Genomic DNA, 16,953 nt, shown 5'->3' with positions numbered 1-16,953 from the left:
GAGGGCGCCATGGGTAACCTGCATCTCGTCGACCATCCGCTGGTTCAGCACAAGCTGACGCTGATGCGGCAGAAAGACGTGTCCACCAAGGGCTTTCGTGCGCTGCTGAACGAGATTTCCATGCTGATGACCTACGAGGTGCTGCGCGACATCCCCGTGCACGAGGTCGAGATCGACACGCCGCTGGAGTCCACCACCGGCATGGTCATCGACGGCAAGAAGCTCGTCTTCGCCTCGATCCTGCGGGCGGGCAGCGGCATTCTGGACGGCATGCTCAGCGTCGTTCCGGGCGCGCGCATCGGCCACATCGGTCTATACCGCGACCCGAAAACCCATGTCGCCGTGGAGTACTACTTCAAGATGCCGAGCGAGCTGCACGAGCGCGACATCGTGGTGTGCGATCCCATGCTCGCCACCGGAAACTCGGCAGTGGCCGCGATCGACCGGCTCAAGGAGTACCAGCCGCGGTCCATCAAGTTCGTCTGTCTGCTGACCTGTCCGGAGGGCGTCGCGGCCATGCAGGCGGCCCACCCCGAGGTGCCGATCTACGCCGCGGCGCTGGACCGGCAGCTCGACGAGCACGGCTATATCGTGCCGGGACTCGGCGACGCCGGTGACCGCATCTTCGGTACCAAGTAGCAATGCTGAACCCGAACCGACGGACCGTGCTGCGCGGCGCCGGAATAGCCTTCGGCGCCTCGGTGGCGGCCGTCGGCGTCGCCGGTCCGGCAGCCGCGCAGCCCGATCCGGATCCGCAAGACCTGGCCCACCTCCGGCGTACCTTCGTGCTGGCCGAGCAGGCACGTCAGGCCGGCGGCGCCCCCTACGGTGCCCTGGTGGCCGGCGCCGCCGGCAATGTGGTGGCCGAGCACGGCAACACGTCGTCTGTCGACGGCGGTGATCCGACCGACCACGCCGAGATGGTCACCGTCCGCAGCGCCTGGCGGGCACTCGGCGACGACGGGATGAAGTCAGCGACGCTGTACGCCAGCACCGAGCCGTGCACGATGTGTGCGGGCGGCGCCTACTGGAGTGGCATCGGCAGGGTGGTGTACGGCATGTCCAACACCCGGCTGCTCCAATTCACCGGCGGCGATCCGAAGAACGCGGGCTACGCGCTGCCGTGCCGCGACATCCTGCTGCACGGCTACCGCCCGATCACCGTCATCGGGCCCCTGCTCGAAGACGAAGCGGCACAAGCCCATCAGGGCTACTGGCGTTGATTTCCCGGGCCGTGGCGGCTCAGGACGACAGCGCGTCGAACAGTGCGGACATCTGCGCGGGGCTGACCGACATGCCACCGCACTGACCGCGCAGCGTCGTCAGGGGCCGTGCGATGTTCTTCAGATCGAAGAATTCGCCGGGGTGAGCGGTGAAGTACGCCCGGACAGCGCCTTCGGCGTCGCCCGACGAGCTCGCGTTGGTCAGGGCGTCGTTCGCGCCCGGGTGGGCGTCGAGGTAGGCCCCGGCCTGGGCCAGGACTGTCCCCGCGGTGCTGGCCAGTCCGCTCGCGGAACACGGTGCAGCGTTCGCGGTGGGGATGGCGATCGTGAGCGAGGCGAACCCGGCGAGCGCGAGCATGGCAGTCAGTTTCATACCGCTGATCCTGCTCGAAACCTGGCGATCTCGGGCGCATTGCGGAGAATCGCCGCGCGTCGCGTCAGCGCAGCGCGACCGTCGGCCCGGTCACGTCCAGCGGCGCGCAGCTGTCCTTGCCGACGGTCGTCGAGCACTTCGCCGCGGGAATCACGGGCCGGTACCCCGGCGGCGTCCCGCCGTCATGGGTGATCTGAGTGCAGGTCTGGACGGCGTCGGTCGGCACCCGCCGCAATGCCGGATCATTGACTGCGTCAACCGAATACAGACCGAAGCGGGGCCGGTAGCTGCCCCACTCGTAGTTGTCGATCAGGGACCAGTAGTTGTAGCCGATGATCGGGATGCCGTCGGCCTTGGCGCGCTGCAGCCAGAACACGGTGTCGCTGAGGTACTGCGACCGCGTCACGCCGTCGGACCGCGGCTTGCCGTTGTCGGTGACCATGCCGTTCTCGACGACGTAGATCGGCAGGCCAGGGTACTGCTGGGCGTAGTGCCGCGCCACGTAGTAGATGTCCTCGGGCTGCAGTTTGATATTCCAGCGCTGCGCCATGCTCTGCGCCGATGCCGGATTGTCTTCGGCGGTCCCCGTGTAGTAGTCGAACCCGAGGTAGTCGAGACTGTCTCGGACTCGGTCGAAGAACGAGCCATCGATTCCCTGGACGCCCAGACCGGTGAACTGCGCCAACACTTCCGGCGGAATGTAGGCCTCATTCGTGGTGACCTTGGCCTTGGGATCGGCGTCATGCGCGGCGCGGTACACGGCGCGGTGGGCGTCGGCGACCCGGTCGAGGAATGTGCCGAACTGGTCGGGCTTGATGGCACCGGTGCGCACTTCCATGGCGCCGAAGGCCAGGGGCTCGTTGATGCTCACCCACAGCACGCCCTGTCCCGCATACCGTTTGGTGATCGCCTTGGCGAAGTCGTCGAACGCCGCGACGTTGTTCAGGAAGCCGCCGCGGTCTGCGATCCAGCCGGGATACACCCAGTGCATCAGCGTGATCATCGGCGTCATGCCGTTGGCGAGCAGGGTCGCGACGACGTCGTCGTAGTAGGCCAGCTCCTTCTCGTCCCATACGCCGGGCTGCGGCATCACCCGCGCCCACTCGACACCGAAGCGAAAAGTGTTGACGCCCATGGCATGCGCGTTGGCGATGTCCTCTTTGTAGCGGTGCCGGAAGTCGTCGGCCTGCTTGTACGGCTCGACCGCGCCGAACGGATCGGTGACGGGCTTGCCGGCCGTCCGGTCGACGTATCGGCGCCAGTTGCTGTCGGGAGCGTCGCCCTCCACCTGGTAGCCGGCGGTCGCGGTACCCCAGTAGAAGTTGCGGTTCCAGGACGGACTGCTGTCCGTGCGCTCCTGCTTCACATCCTGCTTCGCGCCGCAGGCGGAGAGGCACAGGGAGAAGACAACGGCCGACGCCACGACAACCCGGTTCCACTTCATACAAAAACCATACACTGCACTGTTTTGCTCAGGCGAGTAATGCTGCCCACACCGCGCGCACGTGCGCGCCCATGTCGATCGAGCGGTCGGACATCCACTGAATCTGGATCCCGTCGGCTGCGGCGATCAGGGCCGTGGCGGTGAACTCGGCGTCGACGTGTGCGGGCACGGCGCCGGTCTCCTGGCGGCGGCGCACGTACTCGGTGATGGTTGCCCGCATCCCTTCGTACCGCCGGCGCAGGTATTCCGCGGCCGGATGGGACGGATCGACCGCGGCGGCCGCGGCCAGCGACAGATAGACCGTGCCCGAGCCCGGTTTGGCCGCCTTGTCCGCCATCGCCTGTGCCATGACTTCGCCCGGGTCGACGTCAGTGTCCGAATTGCGGTACCGCTCTTCGAATTTGGCGTCGCCGTCGCGCTGCAGCTCGGTCAGCAGGGCATCGCGCGTGGGAAAGTAGTGCATCAGGCCCGCCAGGCTGATGTTCGCCTCGTTGGCGATCACCCGCATTGACGCACCGGCCTCACCGTCGCGTTCCAGCACCGCCAGCGCGACGTCCTTGATCTCCGCGCGCTTGGCCTCACCTTTGGCGTACCGCCCCACAGTTGGCATGACGTGAGGCTAGCGGCTCCCTACTGTCGACCGGCCCTGATCATGTCCGCGCGGGGCACCACCTTGACCCGCTCTCGGCCCTGTTGCGCACCGAGGGCCATCTCATGGGCGTCGAGGCGTTCCCATTCCGCCCATGTCGTGTAGTCGATGCCGGCGCCGGTCAGGTGCTCCAGGATGGCATCGGGTTCGCCGACCTCCGGCGCGCGGAGTCCGGGCAGGTCGGCGAGCAGGCTGGTGATCGTCTCGGACGCATCGGATTTGGTGTGTCCGATGAGCCCGATGGGTCCGCGTTTGATCCAGCCGGTGACGTAGGTGCCCTCGATCAGTTCGCCGTCGAGGTCCAGTACCCGGCCGGCATCGTGCGGAACCACACCGGCGTGATGGTCGAACGGCAGGTCGGCCAGGTGCGACGACAGGTAGCCGACCGCGCGGTACACCGCCTGTACCGGCCAATCGGTGAATTCTCCTGTGCCCCGAGCGGTTCCGTCGCCGATCAGCTCTGTGCGTTCGGTCCGCAGCCCTTCGACCCGTTCGGCGCCGAGCACCGCGACCGGGGATTGGCACAGATGGATGTGGATGCGGTGCGGCGCACCGGTGGGCTCGACGTCGAGATACCGCATCATGGTGTTGACGACGAGCTTGGTGGACTTGCTGGTGTTGATGGCGTGCTGGCTGGCCTCGTCGATCTCGAAGCCCTCCGGGTGCACGATCACGTCGACGCTGGGGGAGTGCGACAACTCGCGGAACTCCATCGGCGAGAACTTGATCTGGGCCGGGCCGCGCCGGGCGAACACGTGCACATCAGTGGCCTGATTCAGTGAAAGGCCTTGGTACACATTGCCGGCGATCTCGGTGCTCAACTGCTCGTCGGCGGGCTTGGCCAGCATCCGGGCGATGTCGAGTGCCACGTTGCCCGCGCCGAGCACCGCGACGCTCTTGGCCTCCAGCGGCCAGGTCCGTGGCACGTCGGGGTGGCCGTCGTGCCAGGACACGAAGTCGGCGGCGCCGTAGCTGCCGGGCAGCTCGATGCCGGGGATGTCGAGAGGCCGGTCGGCGCGAGCGCCGGTGGAGAACACGACCGCGTCGTAGTAGCGCCGTAGATCGGACAGTTTCAGATCGGTGCCGTAGTGCACATTGCCGATGAAGCGGATCTGATCGCGCGAGAGCACCCGGCGTAGCGCCTTGATGATCTCCTTGATCCGGGGATGGTCGGGTGCCACGCCATACCGGACCAGCCCGTACGGGGCCGGCAGTCGATCGAACAGGTCGACCCTGGCCTGCGGGTATTCATCGACCAGGATGTCGGACGCATAGATTCCGGCCGGACCTGCCCCGATCACCGCCACGCGGATGTCACGCATTCAGCATCTCCTTGAATTAGGTAAGGCAAGCCTAAATTGGTACGTGGGTACCGCAAGGCCTACGTCAGGGCGGCGGCCGAGATGCTCGTCACAGCCGGCCGCCCACCAAGAAATCACCAAGGCGTCGGCCGCAGCCTTGGGAGTGACCGACGCCGAACCGTCGACCCTTCCGAACAGAGGCAGGCCACGAAGATGATCAAACTGGCGCTGATCACCACACAGCTTTCTCTGGCCGTCGCGGCAACGATCGGCCTGGCGGCGACCGCGCACGCCGATGACGCCTACGCGTTTCGGTCCCCGTCGGGGAACGTCGGCTGCAAGATGGGCGCGGGCGGTGCCATGTGCGAGATCAAGGACTACACGTGGTTCGTCCCGCGCCCGCCGGACTACACCGTGGGCGGGAAGGGCAACAGGTTCATTCTCGACCGGGGCCACGTGCCCATCGGGGGCGACTGGCACTCAGATCACGAATTTCCCGACGGCGCAGCGATTCTCGACTACGGGCAAACGAGAACCGTGGGCGCCATCACCTGCGATAGCGAAGTTTCGGGCATGACGTGCACCGACTCCACCACCGGACACTACTTCCGAGTGTCACGCGACTCCTACCAGTTGGGCTGACTCCATGAAATCGACGATGATCGCGACACGATTCGCTGCGGCGATTGCGACCACCATTGCCGTGGCCGCCTGCTCGACGACCGGCGCACCGCCGGCGTCGGCCGACGCGCAACCGACGCTCGGCGGCGTTTGGAACCCGAGCGTGCGGGGTTACGGAACGGTCCGGCCGATGCGAGTCTTCAACGGCGGCGACCCGACGGGCGATATCTGGGACATCACCTGGTCATCCTGGGGCGGAGAACGGGCCATCGGGAGAGGTCTTTCCTACGGGATCCCGCCGGGTGCCACCAGCGTTGCGGAGTCGATCAAACAACCGGCGACGATCGTGGCCTACAACCTCGGCACCTGCAATGGCCAGTTGATGTATCAAGCGGTGAAGTGGTACTTCCCTGGCAACGGCGAGACGTTCGATCCCGCTGGGCACTACAACATCTGCACCGGCGACTACGTCAACGGCATCTGACGAACACCCTTGATCCGCAACAGGTTCCGTCACTTCACAAAACCATCCCAGGCGAGTCACGCTGATCGAATCGATTGACGGTGTCCCGGCGCGGACGATTGGGTCTGAGCCATGAAGAGTTTCCTTGCCGGCGACGCATTCGCTGATCGGACGGTCGTCCTCATCGGTGGCGGGTCCGGCATCGGTTTCGCGGTGGCCAAATTGGTGGTGTCCGGTGGGGGTGCGGTCGTGCTGGGCGGGCGCCGCGCGAGTGTGCTCGAAAAGGCCGCCGCCGAGCTGGGCCCGGCGGCGACCTGGCAGGTCGTCGACACCGCGGACGAGCGCACCATCGCGGCCCTGTTCGCCCGGCTCGATGCGGTCGATGCCGTCTTCACCACCGCGGCCACCTACGTCACCGGATCGATGCGCGAACTCTCGCTGGCCGACGCCGCATCGCCCTTCGACTCGAAGTTCTGGGGCCAGTACCGCGTCGTCAAGGCCGCGCTGCCGGTGCTGACCGCCGACGCGTCTGTCGTCCTGATGGCCGGGGCGGCCAGTGTGCGGCCCGCCGGAGCGGCCCCCGCCTACGTCGCGGCCAACGCCGCGGTCGAGGGACTGGCACGCGGATTGGCCGTCGAACTCGCGCCGGTACGGGTCAACGCCATCTCACCCGGCACCGTGGACGGCAACCTCTGGAATCAACGCCCCCGGGCGGTCCGGGAAGCGGCGTTCACCCATTTCGTCGAAACGTCGACCACCGGGAAGCTGGCGCGGGAGGACGAGATCGCGGCCGCCGTCGTTCATCTGTTCCTGAACGGCGCGACGACGGGTTCCACCATCTATCCCGACGGCGGGTACAGCTTGCGTTGACGCGGCTCGCCACCCAGCTGACGTCGGCGAAAAATGTTCGTGCTGAGTGCAATCGGTGTCTGATGCGCGAGATGTGTGCACGGTGGAGGAGTGACCCGACAAATTCGCTTCAACGCCTTCGATATGAACTGTGTCGCGCATCAGTCGCCCGGGCTGTGGCGGCATCCAGAGGATCAGTCCTGGCGCTACAAGGACCTGGAGTACTGGACCGAACTGGCGAAGTTGTTGGAACGCGGCAGGTTTGACGGCCTGTTCATCGCCGACGTGCTCGGCACCTACGACGTCTATGGAGCCAGCGACGAGGCGGCCATCCGGCAGGCCGCGCAGATTCCGGTGGGTGACCCGCTGCTGTTGGTATCGGCGATGGCGCTGGTGACCGAGCATCTGGGCTTCGGCATCACCACCGGCACCGGGTTCGAGCACCCGTATCCGTTCGCGCGCCGGATATCGACCCTGGATCACCTGACCAAGGGGCGGATCGGCTGGAATGTGGTCACCGGTTATCTGCCCGCCGCCGCGCGCAACATGGGGCAGACCGACCAGCCGGCCCACGACGCCCGGTACGACCACGCCGACGAATATCTCGAGGTGCTCTACAAGTTGTGGGAGGGCTCCTGGGAGGACGATGCGGTGGTCCGCGACCGCGAGCGCGGGGTGTTCACCGATCCGGACAAAGTGCACCACATCGGGCACTCCGGAACACATTTCAGCGTGCCGGGAGTGCACCTCGCCGAGCCGTCGCCGCAGCGCACCCCGGTGATCTACCAGGCTGGTTCATCTCCGCGCGGGGTACGGTTCGCCGCCGAGAACGCCGAGGCGATCTTCACCGCGGCGCCGACCAAAGCCATTCTGGCCGAGACGGTTTCGACCATCCGCCGGGAGCTGGAACTGGCCGGCCGGGATCCGTACTCGGCCAAGATCTTCAACCTGTCGACAGTGATCACCGCGGCCACCGATGCCGAGGCGCACGCGAAGCATCGCGAGTTGCTCTCCTACGGCGACCCGGAAGGCGCGCTGGTGTTCATGTCCGGGTGGATGGGTGTGGATCTGGCCCGGTACGGGTTGGACGAGCCGATCGGCAACGTCGACTCGAACGCGATCCTGTCCGCGGTCAAGGCGTTTCAGTCGGCTGACCCCGATGGCCGGGAGTGGACGGTCCGGGACATCGCCGAGTGGGGCGAGATCGGGGGCATGGGCCCACGGATCGTCGGGTCGGGCGCGGCGGTGGCCGACACCTTGCAGGAGTGGGTCGACGAGACCGATGTCGACGGTTTCAACCTCGCCTATTCCATCACCCCGGGTTCGTTCGCCGACGTGATCGAGCATGTGGTTCCCGTGCTCACCGAACGTGGTGCCTACCAGGCGGACTACCAACCAGGGTCGTTGCGGCACAAGCTGCTCGGCAATGGCGACCGGCTACCGCAGGAGCACCGCGGCGCGCGATACCGGGTCGGTGGGCCGTCGTCGACGATCATCGATCGTCCGTCCACGCTGCCGTCGTCGTCGGCATCGACCGCGGCTCAACCGGCGCGCGGCCGCTGAGCGCTCAGTGGAGACAAGAAACCCCGGCCCGCGGGCCGGGGTTTCTTGGTTACTGATGTGTGTCCGAGGGGGGACTTGAACCCCCACGCCCGTTAATAGGGCACTAGCACCTCAAGCTAGCGCGTCTGCCATTCCGCCACTCGGACCCTGCCCAGCCGTCTGGCCGGGCAGCTTAGGCTAACGGATCAAGGTGCCCAGTCCAAAACCGAGGGTGGTACGAATGTGACTGTGACTGCGCCCGAGGATGAGGTCGTCGACCTCGTCAGCTCCCTCATCCGGTTCGATACGTCCAACACCGGTGAGCCGGAGACCACCAAAGGCGAGGAAGACTGCGCCCGCTGGGTGGCCGAGAAACTGCGCGAAGTGGGCTACACCACGGAGTACGTGGAGGCGGGCGCGCCCGGGCGCGGCAACGTGTTTGCACGGCTCAAAGGCGCCGACCCCAACCGGGGCGCCCTGCTGATCCACGGCCACCTCGACGTCGTCCCCGCCGAGCCCGCCGACTGGAGCGTGCACCCGTTCTCCGGCGCGGTGAAGGACGGCTACGTGTGGGGCCGCGGCGCGGTCGACATGAAGGACATGTGCGGCATGATGATCGCCGTCGCGCGGCACCTCAAGCGCAACAACATCACACCGCCAAGGGACCTCGTCTTCGCCTTCGTGTCCGACGAGGAGCACGGCGGGACCTACGGCTGCCAATGGCTCGTCGACCACCGGCCCGACCTGTTCGACGGCATCACCGAGGCCATCGGCGAGGTCGGCGGCTTCTCTCTGACCGTCCCGACCAAGGAGGGCGGCGAGCGTCGCCTGTATCTCATCGAGACGGCCGAGAAGGGCCTGTCCTGGATGCGGCTGACGGCCCGCGGCCGCGCCGGGCACGGCTCGATGGTGCACGACGACAACGCTGTCACCGAGATCGCCGAAGCCGTCGCCAAACTGGGCCGGCACCAGTTCCCGTTGGTGCTCAGTGAGTCGGTCGAGCAGTTCCTGGCGGCGGTCTCCGAAGAGACCGGCTACGACCTCGACCCGACCTCGCCGGACCTGGAAGGTTCCATCGCCAAGCTGGGCGGCATCGCGCGCATCGTGGGCGCCACCCTGCGCGACACCGCGAACCCCACCATGCTCAAGGCGGGCTACAAGGCCAACGTCATCCCGGCGACGGCTGAGGCCATGGTCGACTGCCGCGTCCTGCCGGGCCGCAAGGAGGCCTTCGAGCGCGAACTCGACGCGCTGCTCGGTCCCAACATCACCCGTACCTGGGAACGGGACCTGCCCAGCGTGGAGACCACGTTCGACGGTGACCTGGTCGACGCGATGAATGCCGCGATCCTGGCCGTCGACCCCGACGCCCGCACGGTGCCCTACATGATGTCGGGCGGCACCGACGCGAAAGCGTTTGTGCGCCTAGGTATCCGGTGCTTCGGCTTCGCGCCGCTGCGGCTGCCGCCCGAGCTGGACTTCGCCGCGCTGTTCCACGGGGTCGACGAACGGGTACCCGTGGACGCACTACAGTTCGGCGCCAAGGTCCTCGAACACTTCCTGACGCACTGCTGACCGACCCTGCCCGCCACCGAAGTTTGACCGCCGAAAGGACTCGCATCATGACCGCTTCGCCGTATGACAACCTGCCGCAGCTGCCGACCTTCACCCTGACCTCGACGTCACTGACCGACGGCGGCCCGCTGGCCAACGCTCAGGTCAGTGGCATCTTCGGCGCCGGGGGAGAAGACGTCTCGCCGCAGCTGAGCTGGTCGGGCTTCCCGGCCGAGACCCGCAGCTTCGCCGTCACCGTCTACGACCCCGACGCCCCGACCGCGTCGGGCTTCTGGCACTGGGCCGTCGCCAACCTGCCGGCCGACGTGACCGAGCTGGCCGCCGACGCGGGCAACGGCGACGCCCTGCCCGGGGGCGCCATCACCCTGACCAACGACGCCAGCCTCAAGCGCTTCCTGGGTGCCGCCCCGCCGGCCGGTCACGGCCCGCACCGGTACTACATCGCGGTGCACGCGCTACCTGTGGAAAAGCTGGACATCCCCGAGGACGCCACCCCGGCGTTCCTGGGTTTCAACCTGTTCATGCAGGCCATCGCCCGGGCCGTCATCCACGGCACGTACGAGCAGAAATAGGCCGCTCGCGCCGATTCGCGACCACCTATCACCCGACCTACTATCGGATCGAGGCCGGCGGCAGCGACCCCGCCGGCCTACCGAAGCGAGGGGGCCATCGGCTTTGTCCACACCTACCCCGGTGAGCAAGCAGTCGACACCGACGGATCAGGACCGCCTCGACTACATCGACCAGGCCACCTTCCTGTCGTACCGGGCCAATGGCCGGGTCCAGGTCGGCATGGCGCTGTGGTTCTACGAGGGACCGGTGGACCTCGACGGGTTGCGCCGGTTCAACGAGAACTTCGGCAAGGGGATGGTGGCGCGGTACATCGAGCGCTCCCCACTGCCGTTCGGCCGTCATCGTTGGGTGGCCGCGTCAGGCCCGCCGCGGCCGGTCGACGTCGCCGAAACGCCCTGTCCACGTTCAGGACTGAGCGACTGGCTGGAGGAGCGTGCCCAGATCCCGATCGATCCCGAGCGCGGTCCGGGTTGGCACCTGGGGGTGCAGCCTTTCACCGATGGCTCGACGGCGGTCGCGATAGTGCTCTCGCACTGTCTGATCGACGGCAGCGGCTCGGTCGTCGCGTTCATGGACGCGGTCCTGGGCAACGAGCGCGACCTGGGCTACGAGCGGCCGCGATCCCGGAGCCGTCTGCAGGCGATCCGTTCCGACCTGCGACAGACCTTCAGGGACCTGCCGGAGGTCCGGAGGACGGTCAAGGTCGCCGCCAAACTGGCCCGAGAGCGGCGCGGCGAGATGACGGCAACGCCGCCGACGGGAGTTTCGGCCTCCGGTGACGAACTCGTGCACGTGCCGTTCGCGTCCGCCATCATCGACCTCGATCGCTTCGACGCGCGTGCAGCAGAACTCGGCGGCAATGGCCATTCACTGGTCGCGGCGTTCGCCACGCGACTGGGCGTACGGATGGGCCGCCAGCGTGCGCGGGACGGCGCCATCTCGTTGATGGTCGCGATCAACGACCGCGCGTCGTTCGAGGACACCAGGGCCAACGCGATGACGTTCACGACGTTCACCGTCGAACCCGATTCGGCCACAACCGATCTCACCGAGCTCCGCGGCGAGATCCGCAACGCACTGCGCCGCGCCCGGGAGCAGCCGGACGAATCCTTCCAACTGTTGCCACTGACGCCGTTCATCCCGCGGCGGGCGGTCCGCCACACTGCGGCCATGGTGCTCGGCGAGCTACCGGTGACCTGCTCCAATGTCGGCGACGTGCCGGAGCTGGTCGGCCGTATCGACGGCGTCCGCCAGGCCGATTACGTGATCTGCTGGGGTGTCGAGCAGAACGTCAAGAAACGCGACATCGAGCAGCCCGGCGGCCTGCTGGTGGTGACGGCCCTGCGCCACAACGGCAAGGTCACCCTGGGCGTCGTGGGCTATCAGGTAGGCGCCGAGAACACCAAGGCCGTGCTGCGCGAGCACGTGCAGCAGACCTTGGACGAACTCGGTGTCACGCCGCTGGAGGTTTACTGACCGCGGCCGTCAGCTCCGCCAGGGAGCCCCGCACCGCGTCGAGCAGAGGCCACGGATCGTCGAGCTGCTCGCGGTCGACCACGATGCCGAATGCCAGCTCGTCACGGTAGCTGAACACCGTGATGTTCAGGCCGACCCCGTGCAGCACACCGGAGATCGGGAACTGCGAAAGCTGCTCGGCGCCTGCGCAATACAGCGTCGTGGGGGAGCCGGGCACATTGGAGATGGCGGCGTTGACGGCCGGCTGCAGGAACGACGCGCCGTGGCGCAGCGCGGTCCCGGTGGCGCGGGCGAACAGAGCGGGCGGGATGAGGTCGTTCGCGTCTTCCAGCAACGACGCCGGCAATGTCCGATGCCGCTGTTTGGCGGCGGTCATGGTGGCGCGCGCCCGGTGGAGCCGCTGGACGGGGTCGGGCTCGTCGGTCGGCAGTTCGGCCATCATGACCGAGACCCGGTTGCCGAACGTCCCGATCTGTTCGGGCGTCCGGACCGACACGGGCACGAACGACAGCATCGGTCCGGCGGGCAGCTCGTCGTGCTCCGTCAGCCATGACCGCAGACCCGATGCGCACATCGCCATCACGACATCGTTGATGCTGCAACCGAAGTGGTCCTTCACGGTCTTCACCTCGGCCAGCGACACCGAACCGAACGCCACGCTGCGATGCTGCGAGATGGGCGCCTGGAACCTGGTCCGCGGTGCGACGAGGTCGGTGCCTGCGGCAGCGTCGCTACGTTCCAGGACGGCCTTGGCGGTCCGGCTGTGCCGGGCGATGGTGTTGACGCCGGGCACACCGCGCAGGGTCGGGACCTCGTCGAGGTGCGGCAGCGCGCGCAGCGCGGCGCGGATGGACCGCAGTGGGTACTGCGACGCGTTGAACAGGCCGCGCCCGAGCAGGTCGATCTGCGACGGCTTGCGCCCGGGTTCCGGCGTCACCGATTGCTCGATGACCTGCCCTTCCGGGGTGTCGTCCAGCAGGACCCGCAGCACGTCGGCGCCGGACACGCCGTCGACGGCGGCGTGGTGCATCTTGATCAGCAGCGCGACGGAACCGTCGGCCAGGCCGCTGATGACGTGGATTTCCCACAGCGGCAGCGACCGATCCAGCGGCCGGGCGATGAGCTCGGCGACGTGGTCGGCGAGCGCGCGGTCGTCACCCGGCGCGCACAGCGCGGATTCCTGGACGTGGTAGCTCAGATCGACGTCGCCGGAGTCGTCCCAGTAGGGATGGTCGAGGTCGAACGGCACCCGGACCAGGCGCCAGCGGAACGGCGGCAGCAGCGGCAGTCGCGCGGCCACGAGGTCGCGGATGCGGTCTGCGGTCAGCGCGCGGCCGTCCGCGGTGGTGGGCGCGTAGGTGCTCAGCACGCTGACGTGCCCGTGTGCGCGCCCGTCCTCCATCGCCAGGAACTGGGCGTCGAGGCTGGTCAACTTCCGGTAGGTCATGGCCGGTCCTTTCGAGTCTCGTGGCGGTGGGGTCAGGGTTTGACGACGCCGGCGGTGCCGCCGTGGACGAAGACGGGCGTGGTGCCCTGGGCCGCGGAGACCGTCTCGGTCAGGTAGTGCAGGGACACCGCGTCGAGGATCGAGTGGAACGAGCCGTCCTCGTTGAAGTTGACGTTCGCGCCGTCGACGATGATGAGCGCGACGGTGTCCTCGGTGTTGTCCTCGGGGGTGAAGAAGGTGTGGACCGAGCCGCCGGGTTCGTACAGGTAGGAGCCGGCGGTCTGCGGCTGGTCGGGGTACTCGCGGTAGAACCAGCAGCCCTGGAAGGTGTACACCTGCGCGGGACCGGTGTGGTAGTGCAGCTGCAGGCCGACGCCCGGTGCCATGCGGGCGAGGATGACGTACTCGCCCCGCTCGGTGTCCAGGCGCAGCGGGTGGAAGCTCATGCCGGGTCCGAGGGCGTCCTTCAGGAGCGGCGTCTCGGCGAGGTTGACGGTCAGCAGCTCGCCTTGCGGCAGTGCGACCAGGGGGAGCGGAGCGCCGCTGAGGGTGGTGACCATTTCGGGGGATGCGATGGCGGTCATGTCGAGCCTTTCGTTGTGGGGTGGCTTGCTATGGATCAATTCTGTGATCCGCGACGCCGAGATACTTGACATCAAGCGACAGCTTCTTGACAGTGGACGACATGTCGTTCGTGCGTGGCACGTCGCTGCAGGGCTTTCTCGAGCTGGTCCGCGAACTGGGTGCCGATCCCGAGCCCTTGCTCGCCCGGAGTCGCATCCCGGTCGACGCGGTCGGCGATCAGGACAACTTCGTCGACTACCGCAGCGTCGTCACGGTTCTGGAGGCTGCCGCCGCGGCGACCGGCGCGCCCGACTTCGGCCGGCGGCTGGCCCTGCGCCAAGGCCTGGACATCTTGGGGCCGGTCGGGATCGCGGCGCGGACGGCGGCGAACGTAGCGGCCGCGCTCGCCGCGATCGACCAGTACATGGCGGTCTACAGCCCGGCGCTGTCGGCAGCGATCGACCCGCAGCCGACCGCGCGCTACGCCCGATTCGATTGGCGTCTCGCCGTGCCCCGGCCGATCGTGCACCGGCAGGCGGCAGAGTTGGCTCTCGGCGTATCCCTCCGGGTGTTCCGGCTGCTGACGGGGCCCGACTTCACGCCGGCCGTGGTGCACTTCCGGCACGAGCCGCTGACGACCGCCGAGAGCTATGCCGACTACTTCGGGTGCCCGGCGCGTTTTGCCATGCCGGACAACGGTTTTCGCTTCCCGCGCGCGGTGCTCGCCCGGCCGCTTGCGGCCGACGGCGCGGTGCACGACGTGGTGCGGGGCTATCTGAACACCATCGCGGTCCCGGCTGATTCACAGACCGCCGAACCGGTCCGGCTGCTGATCCGCCGGATGCTGCCCACCGGCGGCCTGACCCTCGACCTGGTTGCGCAGCAGCTCGCGGTGCACCCGCGCACCCTGCAGCGGCAACTGGAGGCGCAGGGCACGTCGTTCGCCGGGCTGGTCGACGAGGTGCGTCGCGAGGACGCGGACCGCTACCTCCGCACCACCGACATGCCATTGGGGCAGCTGGCCGGACTACTCGGCTACAGCGAGCAGAGCGTGCTGTCGCGGTCGAGCCGGCGCTGGTTCGGCATGTCGGCGTCGGCGTACCGGCGTACCGGAGTCGAGGGCTAGGAGTCTGCTGAATTAGTGGGGTTTGGGGCGGGGCGTCTGGAGTGCTCATTGGCGCGTGGGTGAAGTCAGGCCCGGAGGTCGACAGATACGAGATCGCCCCGCCACCATCGACTGTGGCATCGGTTGCCTGGGGTGGCAAGAGGTTGGTCACCTGCCGTTAGGCGATGGCCCAGGTGGTGCCCGTGTGCGTCAGGCCCAAGGTGATTAGCCGGCGCAGGTTGAGGGCGGCGGCTCGGTGGTGCAGCCAGTGGTCGTTTTTGGTGGTGCCGCGGTAGCGGACTTTGCGGTTGCTGCGGGTCAGCCAGGCGATGGAGCGTTCCACCATGGGCCGGTGTTGGCGGTACTCGTCCTGCCACTGGGGGGTGCGCGCTGCTGCGCGGGCGGCACGCATCAGCGGTTCGTGCTCGCTGATGGTGAGCTTGCGTCCCCGTACTGCGGTAGTGCATCGGGCCGCCAACGGGCATGAGCGACAATATTTTTCGAATTTTGCGCCACCGCTGGGCGTGATGGTGACGGTGTGTGCGGCCGGGCAGGTCACGGTGCGGTCATCGAAATCGATGGCGAAGTCATCGCTGGTGAACCCGCCAGGCACTGGGGTCCGCAGCGGCAGCGGTTTGATCACCGCGACATGCTTGAGTTCGGCGAGGGTGGCGCGGGCTGCGCCGGTGCCGTAGGCCGAATCGCCGAGCACCCGCACCGGGGCATTTTCATCCTCAAGCAATCCCAGCCCGACGACCGCTTCGTGGTTATCGGGACCACTGGCCTTGGTCAGAGCACAGTCGGTGATGATCCCGGTATCGGGTTCGATCGCGATGTGGGCTTTGAAGCCGTCCTGGCGCCGATGCACCGTCTTATGAGCGTGCCGGGCCTCAGGATCCACGGTGGAGATGATGCGATCCTCGGCGACTTTCTGGGCGATGCGCCACTGCCCGTCGGTGCCATCGGAGCCTTCGACAGGTTCGACATCCTGCCCGGCGATCAGCGCTAGCAGGGCCACCGCCTCGGCGGCCCTCGGTCCCAGCTCCTGCTCGGGCAGATGCCCCAGCAGCCGATGCGCGTCGCCGACCAGGGCGTCGATGAGCTGATCACGGGCGGCCTTGTCGTTCCAGGCGATCGTGGGTTTACCCGGGTCGTGGTAATTGTGGGCCGTGCAATGAGTCTCGATCACCTCGGCGGCGCCGGGGACGTCGCGGCCCACGCGGCGGATCGCGGCGATCAGCTGGGTCACGGTGTCCTGGGTGGCCACCGCGTCATCGAGGACGGTGGAATCCAATGCTCGCCGGGTCTTGCCCGCCAGCACCGCGGTCTGCGCGACCACGGTTCGCACGGCCTCGAAGATCCGGTTGGGGCGATCCGAGGCCGCCAGCCGGCGCCGCCAGTAGGTCAGCGTCGTGGAGTGAAACGCCGGCGCGGTGACCGGCAGCCCGCACGCGGCTTTCCACCGCAGATCGAAGGTGACCGCGTCCACGGTCTCGTTGTCTGAGAGTCCGTGCAGGGCTTGCAGTGTGATCACCGAGGCCATCACCTCGGCCGGCACACTGGGTCGGCCCCGCCGCGACGGGAACAGGTCGGCGAACATCTCCTCGGGAAACAGCACATGGCGGTGGGCCGCCAGGAACGCAAACACACTGTCGGGCTTCAGAAGATGCCCGGCCACCGATTCGGCATCCAACAACTCACGCTGATCATCAGAGCGACCTTGCACCGCTCAATCATCGGCGAAACCC

The 16,953-nt window shown here is 67.5% G+C and carries 17 protein-coding genes and 1 tRNA gene; 10 read left to right on the top strand and 8 right to left on the bottom strand.

The genetic code is table 11. The annotated features are described in order from the left end of the window. The first annotated feature begins 9 nt into the window (after nucleotides 1–9). Nucleotides 10–639: a uracil phosphoribosyltransferase gene (gene upp / locus G6N46_RS08375; RefSeq protein WP_133426988.1), complete on the top strand. Its 630-nt coding sequence runs from the start codon at nucleotides 10–12 to the stop codon at nucleotides 637–639. Between the two features lie 2 nt (nucleotides 640–641). Then, the gene (locus G6N46_RS08370; protein WP_138248661.1) at nucleotides 642–1,223 is read left to right on the top strand and encodes a nucleoside deaminase; all 582 of its coding nucleotides are present in this window, start codon (nucleotides 642–644) and stop codon (nucleotides 1,221–1,223) included. 19 nt (nucleotides 1,224–1,242) lie between these two features. On the opposite strand, the gene G6N46_RS08365 is transcribed toward G6N46_RS08370, so the two are convergent. From G6N46_RS08365 to G6N46_RS08350, 4 genes are all read right to left on the bottom strand, one after another. Next, nucleotides 1,243–1,596 (bottom strand): heme-binding protein, encoded by a 354-nt coding sequence (locus G6N46_RS08365; RefSeq protein ID WP_064859292.1) that lies wholly within the window; start codon nucleotides 1,594–1,596, stop codon nucleotides 1,243–1,245. 64 nt (nucleotides 1,597–1,660) lie between these two features. Continuing rightward, nucleotides 1,661–3,040: a glycoside hydrolase family 1 protein gene (locus G6N46_RS08360; RefSeq protein ID WP_138248662.1), complete on the bottom strand. Its 1,380-nt coding sequence runs from the start codon at nucleotides 3,038–3,040 to the stop codon at nucleotides 1,661–1,663. A 28-nt stretch (nucleotides 3,041–3,068) separates the two neighbouring features. Beyond that, entirely contained in the window at nucleotides 3,069–3,650 is a 582-nt protein-coding gene (locus G6N46_RS08355) for a TetR/AcrR family transcriptional regulator (RefSeq protein ID WP_138248663.1), read from the bottom strand. A 20-nt stretch (nucleotides 3,651–3,670) separates the two neighbouring features. Beyond that, nucleotides 3,671–5,011: an FAD-dependent oxidoreductase gene (locus tag G6N46_RS08350; RefSeq protein ID WP_138248664.1), complete on the bottom strand. Its 1,341-nt coding sequence runs from the start codon at nucleotides 5,009–5,011 to the stop codon at nucleotides 3,671–3,673. 192 nt (nucleotides 5,012–5,203) lie between these two features. On the opposite strand from G6N46_RS08350, the gene G6N46_RS08345 reads away from it, so the two are divergent. The 4 genes from G6N46_RS08345 to G6N46_RS08330 all read left to right on the top strand — a co-directional run bounded on the left by G6N46_RS08345 (nucleotide 5,204) and on the right by G6N46_RS08330 (nucleotide 8,486). After that, nucleotides 5,204–5,632 carry a DUF6636 domain-containing protein gene (locus tag G6N46_RS08345; protein WP_138248665.1) on the top strand — a complete coding sequence of 143 codons (429 nt, stop codon included), beginning with the start codon at nucleotides 5,204–5,206 and terminating at the stop codon, nucleotides 5,630–5,632. Nucleotides 5,633–5,636: 4 nt separating this feature from the next. After that, nucleotides 5,637–6,095, top strand: a complete 459-nt coding sequence (locus G6N46_RS08340; RefSeq protein ID WP_138248666.1) for a hypothetical protein — start codon at nucleotides 5,637–5,639, stop codon at nucleotides 6,093–6,095. Between the two features lie 111 nt (nucleotides 6,096–6,206). Beyond that, nucleotides 6,207–6,944: an SDR family oxidoreductase gene (locus G6N46_RS08335; RefSeq protein WP_138248667.1), complete on the top strand. Its 738-nt coding sequence runs from the start codon at nucleotides 6,207–6,209 to the stop codon at nucleotides 6,942–6,944. A gap of 90 nt (nucleotides 6,945–7,034) precedes the next feature. Beyond that, nucleotides 7,035–8,486 carry an LLM class flavin-dependent oxidoreductase gene (locus G6N46_RS08330; RefSeq protein WP_138248668.1) on the top strand — a complete coding sequence of 484 codons (1,452 nt, stop codon included), beginning with the start codon at nucleotides 7,035–7,037 and terminating at the stop codon, nucleotides 8,484–8,486. Between the two features lie 60 nt (nucleotides 8,487–8,546). Here G6N46_RS08330 and G6N46_RS08325 read toward each other — a convergent pair. Then, nucleotides 8,547–8,632: transfer RNA gene (locus G6N46_RS08325), tRNA-Leu, on the bottom strand. Nucleotides 8,633–8,708: 76 nt separating this feature from the next. Here G6N46_RS08325 and G6N46_RS08320 point away from each other — a divergent pair. From G6N46_RS08320 to G6N46_RS08310, 3 genes are all read left to right on the top strand, one after another. Further along, nucleotides 8,709–10,040: a M20/M25/M40 family metallo-hydrolase gene (locus G6N46_RS08320; RefSeq protein ID WP_138248669.1), complete on the top strand. Its 1,332-nt coding sequence runs from the start codon at nucleotides 8,709–8,711 to the stop codon at nucleotides 10,038–10,040. Between the two features lie 47 nt (nucleotides 10,041–10,087). Continuing rightward, nucleotides 10,088–10,612, top strand: a complete 525-nt coding sequence (locus tag G6N46_RS08315; protein ID WP_138248670.1) for a YbhB/YbcL family Raf kinase inhibitor-like protein — start codon at nucleotides 10,088–10,090, stop codon at nucleotides 10,610–10,612. A 121-nt stretch (nucleotides 10,613–10,733) separates the two neighbouring features. Beyond that, nucleotides 10,734–12,089: a hypothetical protein gene (locus G6N46_RS08310; protein WP_138248671.1), complete on the top strand. Its 1,356-nt coding sequence runs from the start codon at nucleotides 10,734–10,736 to the stop codon at nucleotides 12,087–12,089. On the opposite strand, the gene G6N46_RS08305 is transcribed toward G6N46_RS08310, so the two are convergent. Together G6N46_RS08305 and G6N46_RS08300 are read right to left on the bottom strand one after the other, a co-directional pair. Then, the gene (locus G6N46_RS08305; RefSeq protein WP_138248672.1) at nucleotides 12,067–13,536 is read right to left on the bottom strand and encodes a WS/DGAT/MGAT family O-acyltransferase; all 1,470 of its coding nucleotides are present in this window, start codon (nucleotides 13,534–13,536) and stop codon (nucleotides 12,067–12,069) included. The genes G6N46_RS08310 and G6N46_RS08305 overlap by 23 nt on opposite strands. A 32-nt stretch (nucleotides 13,537–13,568) precedes the next feature. Next, complete coding sequence (locus G6N46_RS08300) at nucleotides 13,569–14,120, bottom strand: 2,4'-dihydroxyacetophenone dioxygenase family protein (protein ID WP_138248673.1); 552 nt, start codon at nucleotides 14,118–14,120, stop codon at nucleotides 13,569–13,571. A 101-nt stretch (nucleotides 14,121–14,221) separates the two neighbouring features. On the opposite strand from G6N46_RS08300, the gene G6N46_RS08295 reads away from it, so the two are divergent. Continuing rightward, nucleotides 14,222–15,226 carry an AraC family transcriptional regulator gene (locus G6N46_RS08295; protein WP_167526397.1) on the top strand — a complete coding sequence of 335 codons (1,005 nt, stop codon included), beginning with the start codon at nucleotides 14,222–14,224 and terminating at the stop codon, nucleotides 15,224–15,226. 157 nt (nucleotides 15,227–15,383) lie between these two features. Here the strand turns inward: G6N46_RS08295 and G6N46_RS08290 are convergent, their stop codons facing one another. Next, nucleotides 15,384–16,931 carry an IS1182 family transposase gene (locus G6N46_RS08290; protein WP_138248674.1) on the bottom strand — a complete coding sequence of 516 codons (1,548 nt, stop codon included), beginning with the start codon at nucleotides 16,929–16,931 and terminating at the stop codon, nucleotides 15,384–15,386. Nucleotides 16,932–16,953 lie beyond the last annotated feature (22 nt).

This window comes from Mycolicibacterium phocaicum (assembly GCF_010731115.1).
In the GTDB taxonomy this organism is placed as follows: Bacteria; Actinomycetota; Actinomycetes; order Mycobacteriales; family Mycobacteriaceae; genus Mycobacterium; species Mycobacterium phocaicum.
This window is presented reverse-complemented; position numbering and strand designations above follow the sequence as displayed.

Excerpts from the sequence above, each read along its gene's own strand:
- upp (WP_133426988.1), top strand. The coding sequence starts at position 10 with ATGGGTAACCTGCATCTCGTCGACCATCCGCTGGTTCAGCACAAGCTG.
- G6N46_RS08370 (WP_138248661.1), top strand. The coding sequence starts at position 642 with ATGCTGAACCCGAACCGACGGACCGTGCTGCGCGGCGCCGGAATAGCC.
- G6N46_RS08365 (WP_064859292.1), bottom strand. The coding sequence starts at position 1,596 with ATGAAACTGACTGCCATGCTCGCGCTCGCCGGGTTCGCCTCGCTCACG.
- G6N46_RS08360 (WP_138248662.1), bottom strand. The coding sequence starts at position 3,040 with ATGAAGTGGAACCGGGTTGTCGTGGCGTCGGCCGTTGTCTTCTCCCTG.
- G6N46_RS08355 (WP_138248663.1), bottom strand. The coding sequence starts at position 3,650 with ATGCCAACTGTGGGGCGGTACGCCAAAGGTGAGGCCAAGCGCGCGGAG.
- G6N46_RS08350 (WP_138248664.1), bottom strand. The coding sequence starts at position 5,011 with ATGCGTGACATCCGCGTGGCGGTGATCGGGGCAGGTCCGGCCGGAATC.
- G6N46_RS08345 (WP_138248665.1), top strand. The coding sequence starts at position 5,204 with ATGATCAAACTGGCGCTGATCACCACACAGCTTTCTCTGGCCGTCGCG.
- G6N46_RS08340 (WP_138248666.1), top strand. The coding sequence starts at position 5,637 with ATGAAATCGACGATGATCGCGACACGATTCGCTGCGGCGATTGCGACC.
- G6N46_RS08335 (WP_138248667.1), top strand. The coding sequence starts at position 6,207 with ATGAAGAGTTTCCTTGCCGGCGACGCATTCGCTGATCGGACGGTCGTC.
- G6N46_RS08315 (WP_138248670.1), top strand. The coding sequence starts at position 10,088 with ATGACCGCTTCGCCGTATGACAACCTGCCGCAGCTGCCGACCTTCACC.
- G6N46_RS08305 (WP_138248672.1), bottom strand. The coding sequence starts at position 13,536 with ATGACCTACCGGAAGTTGACCAGCCTCGACGCCCAGTTCCTGGCGATG.
- G6N46_RS08300 (WP_138248673.1), bottom strand. The coding sequence starts at position 14,120 with ATGACCGCCATCGCATCCCCCGAAATGGTCACCACCCTCAGCGGCGCT.
- G6N46_RS08295 (WP_167526397.1), top strand. The coding sequence starts at position 14,222 with ATGTCGTTCGTGCGTGGCACGTCGCTGCAGGGCTTTCTCGAGCTGGTC.